Source organism: Actinomadura sp., assembly GCF_044508335.1.
Lineage (GTDB): Bacteria > Actinomycetota > Actinomycetes > Streptosporangiales > Streptosporangiaceae > Spirillospora.
The window spans coordinates 60122-74942 of sequence record NZ_JBIQHY010000024.1; the positions used below are offsets into that span (position 1 = coordinate 60122).

The 14821-nt window shown below is 73.3% G+C and carries 12 protein-coding genes and 1 tRNA gene; 12 read left to right on the forward strand and 1 reads right to left on the reverse strand.

All coding sequences use genetic code 11. The features are described from left to right. The first annotated feature begins 22 nt into the window (after positions 1–22). From ACIWVC_RS11940 to ACIWVC_RS11970, 7 genes are all read left to right on the forward strand, one after another. Positions 23–3406, forward strand: a complete 3384-nt coding sequence (locus tag ACIWVC_RS11940; protein WP_396449600.1) for an Rne/Rng family ribonuclease — start codon at positions 23–25, stop codon at positions 3404–3406. Between the two features lie 304 nt (positions 3407–3710). Further along, entirely contained in the window at positions 3711–4025 is a 315-nt protein-coding gene (gene rplU / locus ACIWVC_RS11945) for a 50S ribosomal protein L21 (RefSeq protein WP_396449601.1), read from the forward strand. Between the two features lie 14 nt (positions 4026–4039). Then, the gene (gene rpmA / locus ACIWVC_RS11950; protein ID WP_131986394.1) at positions 4040–4297 is read left to right on the forward strand and encodes a 50S ribosomal protein L27; all 258 of its coding nucleotides are present in this window, start codon (positions 4040–4042) and stop codon (positions 4295–4297) included. An 82-nt stretch (positions 4298–4379) separates the two neighbouring features. Next, entirely contained in the window at positions 4380–5774 is a 1395-nt protein-coding gene (gene obgE, locus ACIWVC_RS11955) for a GTPase ObgE (protein ID WP_396449602.1), read from the forward strand. A gap of 46 nt (positions 5775–5820) precedes the next feature. Then, positions 5821–6927 (forward strand): glutamate 5-kinase, encoded by a 1107-nt coding sequence (gene proB / locus ACIWVC_RS11960; protein ID WP_396449603.1) that lies wholly within the window; start codon positions 5821–5823, stop codon positions 6925–6927. Positions 6928–6977: 50 nt separating this feature from the next. Next, entirely contained in the window at positions 6978–8237 is a 1260-nt protein-coding gene (locus ACIWVC_RS11965; RefSeq protein ID WP_396449604.1) for a glutamate-5-semialdehyde dehydrogenase, read from the forward strand. A gap of 74 nt (positions 8238–8311) precedes the next feature. Beyond that, positions 8312–10063: a TIGR03767 family metallophosphoesterase gene (locus ACIWVC_RS11970; RefSeq protein ID WP_396449605.1), complete on the forward strand. Its 1752-nt coding sequence runs from the start codon at positions 8312–8314 to the stop codon at positions 10061–10063. 80 nt (positions 10064–10143) lie between these two features. Here the strand turns inward: ACIWVC_RS11970 and ACIWVC_RS11975 are convergent, their stop codons facing one another. Next, positions 10144–11175, reverse strand: coding sequence for a M48 family metallopeptidase (locus ACIWVC_RS11975; protein WP_396449606.1), 1032 nt, complete (start codon positions 11173–11175; stop codon positions 10144–10146). Positions 11176–11265: 90 nt separating this feature from the next. On the opposite strand from ACIWVC_RS11975, the gene ACIWVC_RS11980 reads away from it, so the two are divergent. From ACIWVC_RS11980 to ACIWVC_RS12000, 5 genes are all read left to right on the forward strand, one after another. Next, entirely contained in the window at positions 11266–12552 is a 1287-nt protein-coding gene (locus ACIWVC_RS11980) for a phenylacetate--CoA ligase family protein (RefSeq protein WP_396449607.1), read from the forward strand. A 52-nt stretch (positions 12553–12604) separates the two neighbouring features. Next, positions 12605–13192 (forward strand): nicotinate-nucleotide adenylyltransferase, encoded by a 588-nt coding sequence (nadD, locus tag ACIWVC_RS11985; protein ID WP_396449608.1) that lies wholly within the window; start codon positions 12605–12607, stop codon positions 13190–13192. Between the two features lie 159 nt (positions 13193–13351). Then, positions 13352–13765: a ribosome silencing factor gene (gene rsfS / locus ACIWVC_RS11990; protein ID WP_396449609.1), complete on the forward strand. Its 414-nt coding sequence runs from the start codon at positions 13352–13354 to the stop codon at positions 13763–13765. Continuing rightward, the gene (locus tag ACIWVC_RS11995; RefSeq protein ID WP_396449610.1) at positions 13758–14420 is read left to right on the forward strand and encodes a histidine phosphatase family protein; all 663 of its coding nucleotides are present in this window, start codon (positions 13758–13760) and stop codon (positions 14418–14420) included. Before rsfS ends, ACIWVC_RS11995 begins: the two co-directional genes overlap by 8 nt. A gap of 78 nt (positions 14421–14498) precedes the next feature. Beyond that, positions 14499–14571 (forward strand) — tRNA-Ala (locus ACIWVC_RS12000). Positions 14572–14821 lie beyond the last annotated feature (250 nt).

Here is a 14821-nt window from a genome sequence, read left to right on the forward strand (position 1 = left end):
AGCCTGACGGGAGATTGCCCGGATGCTTGAGAACGAAGCCGATTCGGCCACGGCCGAAGGTACGGATAACGAAACGATCGATAGCGAGACGACCGACACCGAGGAGACCCCGGCGACCGGGGTGACGTCGCGCCCGCGCCGGGCGAGCCGCCCCGCCGGCCCGCCGCCCGAGGTGGACGAGAGCCCGGCCGAACCTCCCGCGGCCGAGCCCCCCGCCGCTGCCGAGCCCGCCGACGAGCCCCCCGCCGCAGAGGAGCCCGCAGCCGAAGAGCCCGCCGCCACCGAGGAGCCTGCGGCCGAGGAGCCCGCCGCCCCGGAGGCTGAAGCGGAGGAGGACACCGCCGAGGAGCCGGTCGCCGAGGAGGCGGCCGCCGCCGAAGGGCCGCCCGGTGAAGAGGCCGCCGAAGAGCCCGCCGCGGCCGCCGACGAGCAGCCCGCCGACGAGCAGCCCGCCGACGAGCAGCCCGCCGACGAGCAGCCCGCCGAAGAGACCGCCGGGGAGCAGATCACCGAGGAGCAGGTCACCGAGGAGCAGGCCGCCGGGGAACAGCCCGCCGAAGAGGCCGCCAGGGAACAGCCCGCTGACGAGCAGGCCGCCGGGGAGCAGCCCGCCGAGGAGCAGCCCGCCGAGCGGGAGGCTCCCGAGCCGCCGAAGCGGACCAGGACCCGCACCCGGACCCGGGGCGCGAAGGCCGCCGCCGAGACCCCCGAGCCCGCCCAGGCGACCGGCGCCGAGACCTCCCCCGGCACCGAGACCGAAACCGGGACCCGGCCCGACGAGCCCGCCGCCGAGCAGCCCGCCGAGGAGCAGCCCGCCGCGAGGACCCCCCGCCGCACCCGGACCCGCCGCCGCGCCGCCGCCGAGCCCCCGGCCGTCCCGCCGGTGCCGGAGGTCCCCGCCGTCCCCGTCGCGGGCGCCGAGGCGTCCACCGAGCAGGTGTCGGAGACCGAGCCCGCCAGCGGCGTGGGCGTTCCCGGAGTCACGTTCCAGCCGCCCATGGTCGTCTTCCAGCCGCCGCAGCCGACGGCTGAGCCCCCCGCCCGCCAGAAGGCCGCCGAGCCCGAGCCCGAGACCGGCGAGGACGAGCACGACCACGGCCCGTCGGACGACGACGAGTCGGAGGACCGCCCGTCCCGCCGGCGGCGCCGCCGCGGCGGCCGGGGCCGCGGCCGCGGCAAGGAGGGCGCCGAGGACGAGGCGCACGCCGACGAGGCCGAGGCCGAGGAGCCCAAGGACGAGCAGCCCAAGGGCGGCAAGGCGGCCAAGAGCGGCAAGAAGGACAAGGCCGCCAACAAGGAGGCCAAGGCGGAGGAGGCCGAGGCAGAGGCCGCCGAGGGCGAGGACGACGGCGAGAGCGGCCAGACCGGCACGAGCCGCCGCCGGCGCCGCCGCAGGCGCCGCTCCGGGACCGACGGCGAGGGCGGGAACGGCACCGACGACCCGCCGAACACCGTGGTGCACGTCCGCACCGCCCGGGAGGCCCGCGCCGCCGCCGAGGACGAGGTCCAGTCCGTGCGCGGCTCGACCCGGCTGGAGGCCAAGAAGCAGCGCCGCCGCGAGGGCCGCGAGCAGGGCCGCCGCCGCCCGCCGGTGATCACCGAGGCGGAGTTCCTCGCCCGCCGCGAGGCCGTCGAGCGCGTCATGGTGGTGCGGCAGGAGGGCGAGCGCACCCAGATCGCCGTCCTGGAGGACGACGTCCTCGTCGAGCACTACGTCAACCGCGCCACGCACCAGTCGTACGTGGGCAACGTCTACCTGGGCAAGGTCCAGAACGTCCTGCCGTCGATGGAGGCGGCGTTCGTCGACATCGGCAAGGGCCGCAACGCCGTCCTGTACGCGGGCGAGGTCAACTGGGACGCCTCCGGCCTGGAGGGGCAGCCGCGCCGCATCGAGTCGGCGCTGAAGTCCGGCCAGTCGGTGCTCGTCCAGGTCACCAAGGACCCGCTCGGCCACAAGGGCGCCCGGCTCACCAGCCAGGTCTCGCTGCCCGGCCGCTACCTGGTGTACGTGCCGGACGGCTCGATGACCGGCATCAGCCGCAAGCTGCCCGACAAGGAGCGCAGCCGGCTCAAGTCGATCCTGAAGAAGGTCATGCCGGAGAACGCCGGCGTGATCGTCCGCACGGCGGCCGAGGGCGCGACGGAGGAGGAGCTCGCCCGCGACGTGTCGCGCCTCGCCGCCCAGTGGGAGAACATCCAGAAGAAGGTGAAGACGGCGTCGGCGCCGTCGCTGCTCTACGGCGAGCCGGACCTGACGATCCGGGTCGTCCGCGACATCTTCAACGAGGACTTCTCCAAGCTGGTCGTGTCCGGCGCCGAGGCGTGGGACACCGTCTCCGAGTACGTCCAGTACGTGGCCCCGCACCTCGCCGACCGCGTCGAGCGCTGGACGGGCGACCAGGACGTCCTGACCGCGTTCCGCATCGACGAGCAGATCGCCAAGGCGCTCGACCGCAAGGTGTGGCTGCCGTCCGGCGGCTCCCTGGTGATCGACAAGACCGAGGCCATGACGGTCATCGACGTCAACACCGGCAAGTTCACCGGGCAGGGCGGCAACCTGGAGGAGACCGTCACCCGCAACAACCTGGAGGCGGCCGAGGAGATCGTCCGCCAGCTCCGGCTCCGCGACATCGGCGGCATCGTCGTGATCGACTTCATCGACATGGTGCTGGAGAGCAACCGCGACCTGGTGCTGCGCCGCCTCGTCGAGTGCCTGTCGCGGGACCGTACCAAGCACCAGGTCGCCGAGGTCACCTCGCTCGGCCTGGTCCAGATGACCCGCAAGCGGGTCGGCCAGGGCCTGCTGGAGGCGTTCTCGGAGACCTGCGAGTGCTGCAACGGCCGCGGCATCCACGTCCAGCTGACGCCGGTCGAGCCGAAGGCCGACAAGGCGGCCGGCAAGGAGAGCGGCCGCCGCCGCAAGCGCAAGGGCGACGTCGAGAAGGCCGTCGAGGAGAAGCTGGCCCAGCAGGAGGCCGCGCCGAAGGAGCCCGAGCCCGCCGCCGAGGCGCCGGCGCCCGCGGCGGAGCCGGAGCCGCAGCCCGAGCCGGCCCGCTCCCGCCCGAAGAAGTCGGGTCCGGCGAAGCGCCCGGCGGGCCCGCCCCCGGAGATCGGCGAGTCCCCGGCGCAGGCCGCCGTGGAGGCCGCCGAAGCCGCCGCGGAGGCCGCCGGCACCTCCCCGGGCGCGCTGGACGACGCCGAGCCCGTCCCGCTGACCGCCAACGGCGCCGGACCGGACCTCAACGGCGCCGGTGCGCCCGCCGCCGCGGCCGCCGAGTCCAACGGCTCCGCACCGGCCGAGAGCGAGGCCGGCGAGGCCGGTGACGCCGGCACGTCCGGCCGCCGCCGCACCCGCCGCCGCGCCACCGCCGCGCGGGCCGCCGACGGCGGCGACTCCGCCGGCTGACGAGGCTCGCTGACCGGGGCCCGATGCCCTGACCGGACGCGTTCGCGATCCGGTCAGGGCATCCGGTACCCTTGGACTTCGGCGCGCCGTGCGCGCGTCGCCGGAACTCGCACCGCGAGCCCCGTCCCGGGGGTCGTTCGGTGCTCACCTCGCCGATCCGGTGAGGCCAAGCAGAGAGCGCCAGGGGCAGCCCTGGTGTGCCGCCCTCGGCCGGGTGCCGGGGGTAGGCCCCCATCCGGGGGCTGGTAAGCCACGCGTGGGACCGGTTGATTCCGGAAGCGCGCGCAGACGAAGGGTTTCCGCGGTGTACGCGATTGTCCGCGCAGGCGGCAGGCAGGAGAAGGTCGCCGTCGACGACGTCCTGACCGTCGACAGGCTGGCCGGTGAGGTCGGCTCGACCGTCACGTTCCCGGCGGTGCTCGTCGTGGACGGCGACAAGGTCGTCAGCAAGGCCGCCGACCTCGCGCGCTACGAGGTGACCGCCGAGATCCTCGGCGCGGTCAAGGGTCCGAAGATCAACATCATGCACTACCGGAACAAGACCGGGTACAAGCGGCGGATGGGCCACCGCCAGCCGTACACCGAGGTCAAGATCACCGGTATCAAGGCCGGGAAGTAAGGGAGAGCGGTCTCATGGCACACAAGAAGGGCGCATCGTCCAGCCGCAACGGTCGCGACTCCAACGCCAAGCGCCTCGGCGTGAAGCGCTTCGGCGGCCAGGTCGTCAACGCCGGCGAGATCATCGTCCGGCAGCGCGGCACCCACTTCCACCCCGGCCCGGGCGTCGGCCGCGGCGGCGACGACACGCTGTTCGCGCTGGTCGCCGGTGCGGTGCAGTTCCGCCGCTACCGCGGCCGCAACGCGGTGAGCGTGGTCCCGCCGGCGGAATAGTCCGCCGGGGGAAGAGGCTTTGACGAAGGGGCGGACCGTTTCGGGTCCGTCCCTTCGCCGTTTTCGCAGAGGAGAGTTCACCGTGGCCGCTGGAGCGGGATCGGGCGCGCAGTTCGTCGACCGGGTGGTGCTGCACGTCGCGGCCGGCAACGGCGGGAACGGCTGCGCCTCGATCCACCGGGAGAAGTTCAAGCCGCTCGGCGGCCCGGACGGCGCGAACGGCGGGCGCGGCGGCGACGTCGTCCTCGTCGTGGACTCCAACTGCGCGAGCCTGCTGGAGTACCACCGGCGCCCGCACCGCAAGGCGGGCAACGGCCGGCCGGGGCAGGGCGGCATGCGGACCGGCGCGGACGGCGCCGACGTGGTCCTGCCCGTCCCGGACGGCACCGTCGTGAAGGAGGGCGACCGGGTCCTGGCCGACCTGGTCGGCGAGGGCACCCGGTACGTGGTCGCGAAGGGCGGCAACGGCGGGCTCGGCAACGCGGCGCTGGCGACCGCGAAGCGCAAGGCGCCCGGGTTCGCGCTGCTCGGCGAGCCGGGCGAGGAGCGCGACGTCGTGCTGGAGCTGAAGAGCGTCGCCGACGTCGCGCTCGTCGGGTTCCCCAGCGCGGGGAAGTCGTCGCTGATCGCCGCGCTGTCCGCGGCGAAGCCGAAGATCGCCGACTACCCGTTCACCACGCTGATCCCGAACCTCGGCGTGGTGAGCGCGGGCGACACGGCGTTCACGGTCGCGGACGTGCCGGGCCTCATCGAGGGCGCCAGCGAGGGCCGCGGCCTCGGCCTCGACTTCCTCCGCCACATCGAGCGCTCGTCCACCCTCGCGCACGTCCTGGACTGCGCGACGATGGAGCCGGGCCGCGACCCGGTCAGCGACTTCGAGGTCATCGAGCGGGAGCTGCGGGCGTACGACCGGGTGCTGGGCGACCGCCCGCTGTCGGACCGCCCCCGCGTCATCGTGCTGAACAAGATCGACGTGCCGGACGGCCGGGACCTGGCCGAGATGGTGCGCCCCGAGTTCGAGGTGCGCGGCCTGAAGGTGTTCGAGGTGTCGGCGGCGACCCACGAGGGCCTGCGGGAGCTGTCGTTCGCGATGGCGGCGATGGTGGAGGAGTACCGCGCGTCGCTGCCGCCTGCGGAGCCGACCCGCATCGTGATCCGGCCCGAGCCGGTCGGCGGGGACGCCGACTTCGACGTGCGGAACCTCGGCGACAACACCTACCTGATCACCGGGACCAAGCCCGTCCGGTGGCTGCGGCAGACCGACTTCGCCAACGAGGAGGCCGTCGGGTACCTCGCCGACCGGCTCGCCCGGCTCGGCGTGGAGGACGCGCTCGCCGAGGCGGGCGCGAGCGCCGGCGCCACCGTCCTGATCGGCACCATGGACGACTCGGTCGTGTTCGACTGGGAGCCGGAGGTCCCGGCCGGCGAGGCCGCCGCGGGCCCGCGCGGCACCGACCGCCGCCTGGGCGGCCGGTGATGGGCGGATCGGACCGGGGGGACGCCTCCCCGCAGGGAGCAGGTTCATGAGCGAGCGCGAGGAGATCGCCAAGGCCCGCCGCATCGTCGTCAAGGCGGGGTCGTCGTCGCTGACCACGGCGCGGGGGACGATCGACGCGAACCGCATCGACGCGCTGGTGGACGTCCTCGCCGCGCGCCGCGCCGACGGCACCGAGATCGTGTTCGTGTCGTCCGGCGCGATCGCCGCCGGGCTCGGGCCGCTGGGGCTGACCCGCCGCCCGCGCGACCTCGCCACCCAGCAGGCGGCGGCGAGCGTCGGGCAGGGCCTGCTGTTCGCCCGCTACACCTCGTCCTTCGCCCGGTACGGGATGACGGTCGGGCAGGTGCTGCTCACCGCCGACGACATGATGCGCCGCTCGCACCACCGCAACGCGCAGCGGACGCTCGGGCAGCTCCTCGCGATGGGGATCCTGCCGATCGTGAACGAGAACGACACCGTCGCCACCGACGAGATCCGGTTCGGCGACAACGACCGGCTCGCCGCGCTCGTCGCCCACCTGACCCGCGCGGACGCGCTCGTCCTGCTGTCGGACGTCGACGCCCTCTACACCGGCGACCCGCGGCGGCCCGGCGCCCGCCGCGTCGACGACGTACGCGGCCCGGACGACCTGAAGGACGTCGAGCTCGGCGGGTCGGGGCGCGTCGGGACGGGCGGCATGGTCACCAAGGTGGAGGCGGCCCGGATCGCGGGCATCCCGGTGGTGCTGACGAACGCCGCGTCCGCCGCGCACGCGCTCGCCGGCGACCGGGTCGGCACGCTGTTCCACCCGGCCGAGGGGCGCCGCATGTCGACGCGGAACCTGTGGCTCGCGCACGCCACCACCGGCCAGGGCCGCGTCATGCTGGACGCGGGCGCCGTCGAGGCCGTGGTGCGGCGCCGCAAGTCGCTGCTCCCGGCCGGCGTGACGGGCGTGGACGGCGACTTCGCCGCGGGCGACCCGGTCGACCTGTGCGACACCGCCGGGCACGTCGTCGCGCGCGGCCTGGTGAACTACGACGCGTCCGAGATCCCGGAGCTGATGGGGCGCTCGACGCGCTGGCTGGCCCGCGAGCTGGGCGCCGAGTACGAACGCGAGATAATTCACCGCGACCATCTGGTGATACTGGACTGACCGGGGGTCCGGGGCCGTCCCCGGTACGACTCGAACGAGGGAGCGTTGGGATGAGCGACGAGCGCGAGGAGTTCCTGCGGGTTGCGCGGCGCGCGCGGGAGGCGGCGGCCGTGCTGGCGCCGCTGCCGCGCGCGGCGAAGGACGCGGCGCTGCACCGCGTCGCGGACGCGCTGGTCGCCGCCGCCCCGGAGATCGTCAAGGCGAACGGGGTGGACGTCGCGCGGGCGCGCGACAACGGCACCTCCGAGTACATGATCGACCGGCTGACCCTGTCGGAGGCGCGGATCGCCGCGATCGCCGACGCCGTCCGCAAGGTCGCCGCCCTGCCGGACCCGGTGGGGGAGACGGTGCGCGGGAGCGTGCTGCCGAACGGGCTGGAGCTGCGGCAGGTGCGGGTGCCGCTCGGCGTCGTCGGGATGATCTACGAGGGCCGCCCGAACGTGACCGTGGACGCCGCGGCGCTGTGCCTGAAGAGCGGGAACGCGGCGATGCTGCGCGGCTCGTCGTCCGCGCACGACTCGAACACGGTGCTGGTCGAGGTCATGCAGAGCGCCCTGGCCGGCACCGAGGTCCCGGCGGACGCGGTCCAGCTCGTCCCGGGCACGTCCCGCGAGTCGGTGAAGCACCTGATGCGGGCGCGCGGCCTGGTGGACGTGCTGATCCCGCGCGGCGGCGCGTCGCTGATCAACTCGGTGGTGGAGGAGTCGACCGTCCCGGTGATCGAGACGGGCGTCGGCAACTGCGCGGTGTACGTGGACTCCGCCGCCGACGTCGGCATGGCCGTCGACATCCTGCTGAACGCCAAGACGCAGCGCCCGTCGGTGTGCAACGCGGCGGAGACGTTCCTGGTGCACGCCGACATCGCCGACGCGTTCGTCCCGCGCGCGCTGGAGGCGCTCAAGAACGCCGGGGTCACCGTCCACGGCGACGAACGCATCCGCTCCTACAGCGCCGATGTCGTCGAGGCCACCGACGACGACTGGTACGCCGAGTACCTCTCGCTCGACATCGCCGGCCGCGTGGTCGACTCCCTGGAGGACGCCGTCGCGCACATCCGCACCTACGGGTCGGGCCACACCGAGGCGATCGTCACGACGTCCCAGCCGGCCGCGAAGCGTTTCGTGTCGCTCGTCGACTCGGCCGCGGTGATGGTGAACGCCTCGACCCGCTTCACCGACGGTGAGGAGTTCGGGTTCGGCGCGGAGATCGGCATCTCGACGCAGAAGCTGCACGCGCGCGGCCCGATGGGGCTGCCGGAGCTGACCTCGACGAAGTACGTCGTGACCGGTGAAGGCCACACCCGCGGCTGATCCCCGGGCATTGCCCTAAGTTGTGACATTTTTGCCATTGATGTCACGTTGCCGGTGTGGTCTGATTCACGATTGTGACTCGTGAGTACAGCCGCCGCCGTGTCCTGAAGGGCGCCGCCCTCGGCGCCGGGATCGCCACCACCGGGCTGGCCGCGTTCCCCGCGCGTCCCGCCGCAGCCGCGCCCGCGCTCGCCGGCCCCGTCGCCGGCACCACCCTCGACCGGACGTACGTGCTCGGCGCGGCGGGCGTCGGCGGCTACCGCCCGGTGATCACCGGGCCGGGGGAGCCGCACCTGCTGCGCCGCGACCTCGGCGGCACCGCCGCCGCGCGCCGCGCCGCCACCCGCCGCGGCATCCTCGCGTTCGGCCACCTCACCGACGTGCACATCATCGACGCGCAGTCCCCGGCCCGCGTCGAGTTCATCGACCGCGTCCGCGACCTGATCAGCGGGTTCCCCGAGGGCGGGTACCGGCCGCAGGAGATCCTGTCGACGCAGGTCGCCGAGGCGATGGTGCAGGCGGTGAACCAGGTCGGCCGCGGGCCCGCGACCGGGCTCGGGCTGGCGTTCACCATCAACACCGGCGACGCCTCCGACAACGTCCAGTACAACGAGATCCGCTGGATCATCGACCTGCTGGACGGCGGCCGCGTCCGCCCCGACTCCGGCGACCCGAACAGGTACGAGGGCGTCATGGACTGGGCGTCCTACGACCGCGCGTACTGGCACCCGGACGGCCCGCCGCCCGGCGCGCAGGCCGACGTCGCGATCACCAAGTACGGGTTCCCGCGTGTCACGGGCCTGATCGACGCGGCGCGCCGGCCGTTCCAGGCGACCGGCCTGGACATGCCGTGGCTCGCCGCGTTCGGCAACCACGACGGCCTCATCCAGGGCAACCTGCCGGTGAACCCGCTCGTGTCCGGCCTCGCCACCGGCGGCATCAAGATCGGCGCCCCGGCGGACGACGGCCAGGCCGAGCGCCTCGCCCGCATGATCCAGAAGGCGGACGCCGCCGAACTCGTCCGGCTCAGCCGCGAGCAGGGCGGCGCGGGCGGGCTGTTCCGCCCCGTGACGCCCGACTGGAACCGGCGGATGCTGTCGCGCGCCGAGGTCGTCGCCGAGCACTTCAAGACCAGCTCGGCCCTGCGCGGCCACGGCTTCACCGCCGCGAACCTCCGCGACGGGACCGCCTACTACGCGTTCGACCAGGGCGTGGTGCGCGGCCTCGTCCTCGACACCGTCAACCCGAACGGCTACGCCGAGGGCTCCCTCGACAAGAAGCAGTTCGCGTGGCTGGAGTCGCAGCTGAAGGCCGGTTCCAGCCGCTACTTCGCCGCGGACGGGTCGGTCGTGAGGCAGGCGGTGAAGGACCGGCTGTTCGTCCTGTTCAGCCACCACCCGGTCGGCTCGCTGGACAACCCGCTGGGCGGCGACCGCGTCCTCGGCGACGAGGTCCTGGCGCTGCTGCTGCGCTACCCGAACGTCGTCCTGTGGGTGAACGGCCACACGCACCGCAACCAGGTCATCCCGCACGCCCGCAAGACGGGCGGGGGGTTCTGGGAGGTCAACACGGCCGCGCACATCGACTTCCCGCAGCAGAGCCGCATCGTGGAGCTGGCCGACAACCGCGACGGCACCCTGTCGATCTTCGCGACGATCCTGGACTCGGCGGGGCCCGCGTCCTACGGCGGCCGGCTCACCGACCCCGTCCGGCTCGCGTCCCTGTCGCGGGAACTGGCGGGCAACGACTGGCAGGACCGCGACTCCGGCCGGCGCGGCGAGGTCTCCGACCGCAACGTCGAGCTCCTCGTCCCGGCGCCGTTCTAGGGGTGCCGCCGGGCGCGGGAGAAGGACCGGCGGGCGGGAGGAGGGCCGCCGCGTCCGTGTCGCGGCGGCCCCGGCCCTCGCTACCGGCCGGTCGGCCCGTTGTCGCGGCGGGTGATCCGGTCGAACAGCCCGCCGGCCGCGCCCGCCGCCGCGTCCGCCATGTCGCGGACCTTCCCCACGAACGGGTCGGCCGTGCGCTCCCACGACTCCCGGTAGGCGCGCGCCGCGTCCTTGATCTCGTCCCGGACGGACGCGCTGCCGTCGTTCTCGCGGCGCGGGTAGTCCCCGCCGAGGATCCGCTCGTACTCGCCGCTGCGCGCCCACCGGTCGATCTCCGCGAACCGGATCACCGCGTACGGGTGCGACTGGCCGAGCAGGTTCAGGAACTTCAGGATCCCGTCCCGCACGTCGCCGGCCGCGTCGTACTCGCGCGCCTGCTCCAGGAACGCCTCGGCGCTCATCTCGCCGAGCCGGACCCCGCCCGCGAGCTTCATGTTGACCCGCTTCGCCGCGTCCACGTCCTGCCCGGCAAGCAGCCCCGCCCGGTCGGACGACAGCTCGGCCTTGCGGAACCACTCCCGCAGCCCGATGATGATCGCCGCGATGCCGACGTTGCCGAGCGGCAGCCACGCGAGCCGCGACCCGAGCTGCAGCAGGATCTGCATCATCGTCTGGTAGACGGCGTGGCCGGACAGGATGTGCCCCACCTCGTGCCCGATGACGAACCGCAGCTCCTCGTCGTCGAGCAGGTCGATCAGGCCGGTGTTCAGCACGATGAACGGGTGGTCGGAGCCGAGCGCCATCGCGTTGGGCGTCGGGTCCTGCCGGACGTACAGCTCCGGGACCTCCGGCATGTCCAGGATGTAGCAGGCGTCCCGGACCATGTCGTGGATGTGGCGGAACTGGTCCTCCCCGGCGCGCACCGTCCCGCCGAGGAACATCAGCCGCAGCGACCGCTCGTTGACCAGCCCCGACAGCTTGCGCAGGACGACGTCGAACCCGGAGAGCGAGCGCAGCGCCACGAGCGCCGATCGGTCCGCCGGGTGTTCGTAGGCCCGGGAACTGATCCCCGGGAACCGCGTACGTGCTCGATCCGGTGTGTTCTCCGTCATGTCTGGCATGGTAGTCCCGACGATCCAGCGTGCCGCAGGGTTCCGCGCCGCGGGGCCCGAGCGGTTATGGCCCTCCCCGGGAGGCGAGTTATGTTCGACCCCAAAGCCGAGGCGATGTCCCTGGACGAACGAGCCGCGCTGCAGCGGCACCGGCTGTGGGGGCTAGTCGACCGGCTCCTCGCCGCGGGCGGCGTCCAGGGGAGGCGGCTGAAGGAGGCCGGTGTCGGCGGCGGGGCGGACGTCACGCTCGCCGACCTCCCGAACCTCCCGTTCACCACCAAGCAGGACCTCTGGGACAACTACCCGTTCGGGATGCTCGCCGTCCCGCAGGACCAGGTCGCCGCCGTGCACGGCTCCAGCGGGACCCGCGGGCGCCCCACCCTCGTCGCCTACACCAAGGCCGACCTCGACCTGTGGGCCGCGATGTGCGCGCGCTCCCTCTCCTGCGCCGGGGCGTCGCCCGGCAGCGTCGTCCACAACGCCTACGGCTACGGGCTGTTCACCGGCGGCATCGGCATCCACCAGGGCGCCGTCGCGTTCGGCGCGACCGTCGTGCCGATGTCCGGCGGCATGACCGACCGGCAGGTGCGGATGCTCGCCGACCTGCGCGCCGACATCCTCACCTGCACCCCCGCCTACGCGCTGCGCCTCGGCGAGGCCGTAGCCGAGGCGGGCGTCGAGCTGCCCGCGCTGAAGGCCGGGCTGTTCGGAGCCGAACCCTGGTCGGAGGAACTGCGCACCGCCATCGAAGCCGTCCTCCCCCTCAAGGCCATGGACATCTACGGCCTCTCCGAGGTCATCGGCCCCGGCGTCGCCACCGAATGCCTCGAACAGGACGGCCTGCACGTCAACGAGGACCACTTCATCGTCGAGGCCGTCGACCCCGAGACCGGCGACCCCGTCGAGGACGGCACGCCCGGCGAGCTCGTCTTCACCACGCCGACCAAGCAGGCGCTGCCGCTGCTGCGGTACCGGACCGGCGACATCGCGTCGCTCACCCGCGGCGAATGCGCCTGCGGGCGGACGCTCGTCCGGATGAGCAAGGTCCTCGGCCGCGCCGACGACATGCTCGTCGTCCGCGGCGTCAACGTGTACCCGAGCGAAGTCGAACGCGTCCTGCTCGGCTCCGGGCTCGTCCGGCCGCACTACCAGCTCGTCGTCGACCGGCGCACCCCCACCACCCGGCTCCTCGTCGCCTGCGAGGCCCTCTCCGGCGACCCCAAGGACGACCTCGCCCACGCGCTGTACGAGACCCTGGGCCTCACCGCCGACGTGCACGTCCTCCCCGTCGGCACCGTGCCGAGAGTCGAGGTCGGCAAAGCCGTCCGCGTCGTGACCTGGGACGACGGCCGCCCCCCGATCCCCGGGCTCGACTGACCCCGGGGCCCGGGCGTTCCGGGCCCCGGCACCGCTGGCTATTCTCGTCGCCATGACGCAAAAGCGGCGGCTCGGGGTCATGGGCGGCACCTTCGACCCCATCCACCACGGGCACCTCGTGGCCGCGAGCGAAGTCGCGCACTTCTACTCCCTCGACGAGGTCGTCTTCGTGCCCACCGGCCTGTCCTCCCACAAGGAGGGCCGCGACGTCACCGCCGCCGAAGACCGCTACCTCATGGCCGTCATCGCCACCGCGTCCAACCCCCGCTTCTCCGTCAGCCGCATCGACATCGACCGGCCCGGACCCACCTACACCGTCGACACCCTCCGCGACATGCGCCGGATCGAAGGCCCCGACACCGAGCTGTTCTTCATCACCGGCGCCGACGCGCTGGAGAAGATGCTCACCTGGCACGACACCGACGAACTGTTCGAACTCGCGCACTTCGTCGGCGTCACCCGCCCCGGCCACCGCCTCGCCGACCCCGGCCTGCCCAACGGGCGCGTGTCCCTCATGGAGGTCCCCGCCCTCGCGATCTCCTCCACCGAATGCCGCGAACGCGTCCACGCCGGCGAACCCATCTGGTACCTCGTCCCCGACGGCATCGTCCAGTACATCAACAAGCGCAACCTTTACTGACCGCGCCGTTCGCGGGGCGTGTCGGTGGCGGCGCATACCCTTGAGGGGGAAGGGCCGCATGAGCATCGCGGCCGTACAGCGACAAGGGGGCCAGTCCGCCGCCGCCCGTGAGAGGGTGTCAACGGAGACGACCCCTACAGGGAGGATCGCGAGCGCATCGTGACCGCATCCGAGAGGGCGGCAGAGCTCGTCCGGATCGCCGCCGAGGCGGCGGGCGACAAGCTGGCCGACGACATCCTTGCCTACGACGTGAGCGAGCAGCTCGTCATCACCGACGCCTTCGTGCTCTGCTCCGCCCCCAGCGACCGGCAGGTCCGCGCCATCGTGGACGAAGTGGAGAAGCGCCTGCGCGAAGAGGCGGACGCCAAACCCGTCCGGCGCGAAGGCGAACGCGAAGGGCGGTGGGTCCTGCTGGACTACGCCGACATCATCGTGCACATCCAGCACGAAGAAGACCGCATGTACTACGCCCTCGAACGCCTCTGGAAAGACTGCCCCCTCCTCGACCTGCCCGAGAGCGTCACTGCCCACCAGGCCCAGCGCGCCCGCGCCGTCGGGAGCCCGAGTGAGTGACGCCCGCCCCGCCCGCGAACCCGGCCGGCGGCGGCTCGTCCTCTGGCGGCACGGCCAGACCGCGTGGAACGTCGAACGCCGCTTCCAGGGCAAGACCGACATCCCGCTCGACGAGACCGGCGTCCAGCAGGCCCGGCGCTCCGCCCGGCTCCTCGCCGGGCTCCGCCCCACCGCCCTGCTCGCCTCCCCGCTCAAACGCGCCGCCGACACCGCCCAGGCCCTCGCCGACATCACCGGACTCCCCATCCGCTACGACAAGGACCTCATCGAACGCGACGGCGGCGCCTGGGAGGGCCTCACCTCCCGCGAGATCCGCGAACGCTACCCCGCCGAGCACGCCGCCTGGGAACCCCCCGGCGGCGAGACCAGCGCCCAAGTCGCCAAACGCGTCGGCGCCGCCCTCGAACGCGCCCTCGACCAGCTGCCCCCCGACGGGCAGCTCGTCGTCGCCTCCCACGGCGCCGCGCTCCGCCTCGGCATGTGCCACCTCCTCGGCCTCCCCGAAGAGACCTGGGAACGCCTCGGCGGCCTCTCCAACTGCTGCTGGTCCGTTATCACCGAAATGCGCGACGGCGGCTGGCGGCTCGCCGAACACAACGCCGGCACCCTCCCCGAACCCGTCCTCAGCGACGACCGCCCCGAAGCGGGCACCTGACCCGCAAACGATTCGAGACCACGCCCCGCCGTCCTATACACTGGCGGGGCGCTGCGGGATGAACGTCCACGCGGCGGCGGGGCTATGGCGCAGTTGGTAGCGCGCCTCCATGGCATGGAGGAGGTCTGGGGTTCGAATCCCCATAGCTCCACTCGGAGTGTGGAGTGGTGTGGTCGGAGCTGGCGCTCCTTCCCCGCCACTCCTTCGTCGTGTTCATCCGGGGGGCGACCCCCGGGCCCCCGATGTGGGGGGCTCCGCCCCCCACGCCCCCCTGCCGGTTCCTCTTTCTTCGTGGGTGCTCGTTGGTGCGGGGTGCGGCCTATTTGGGGCTCCGCCCCTTGCCCCCTTTGGGGGCTTCGCCCCCTTGTTGGTTTCTCTTTGTTCGTTGGTTCTCGTTGGTG

Bases quoted from the DNA above. Each gene is read 5' to 3' on its own strand.
- ACIWVC_RS11940 (WP_396449600.1), top strand. From the start codon at position 23: ATGCTTGAGAACGAAGCCGATTCGGCCACGGCCGAAGGTACGGATAAC.
- rpmA (WP_131986394.1), top strand. From the start codon at position 4,040: ATGGCACACAAGAAGGGCGCATCGTCCAGCCGCAACGGTCGCGACTCC.
- proB (WP_396449603.1), top strand. From the start codon at position 5,821: ATGAGCGAGCGCGAGGAGATCGCCAAGGCCCGCCGCATCGTCGTCAAG.
- ACIWVC_RS11965 (WP_396449604.1), top strand. From the start codon at position 6,978: ATGAGCGACGAGCGCGAGGAGTTCCTGCGGGTTGCGCGGCGCGCGCGG.
- ACIWVC_RS11975 (WP_396449606.1), bottom strand. From the start codon at position 11,175: ATGACGGAGAACACACCGGATCGAGCACGTACGCGGTTCCCGGGGATC.
- ACIWVC_RS11980 (WP_396449607.1), top strand. From the start codon at position 11,266: ATGTTCGACCCCAAAGCCGAGGCGATGTCCCTGGACGAACGAGCCGCG.
- nadD (WP_396449608.1), top strand. From the start codon at position 12,605: ATGACGCAAAAGCGGCGGCTCGGGGTCATGGGCGGCACCTTCGACCCC.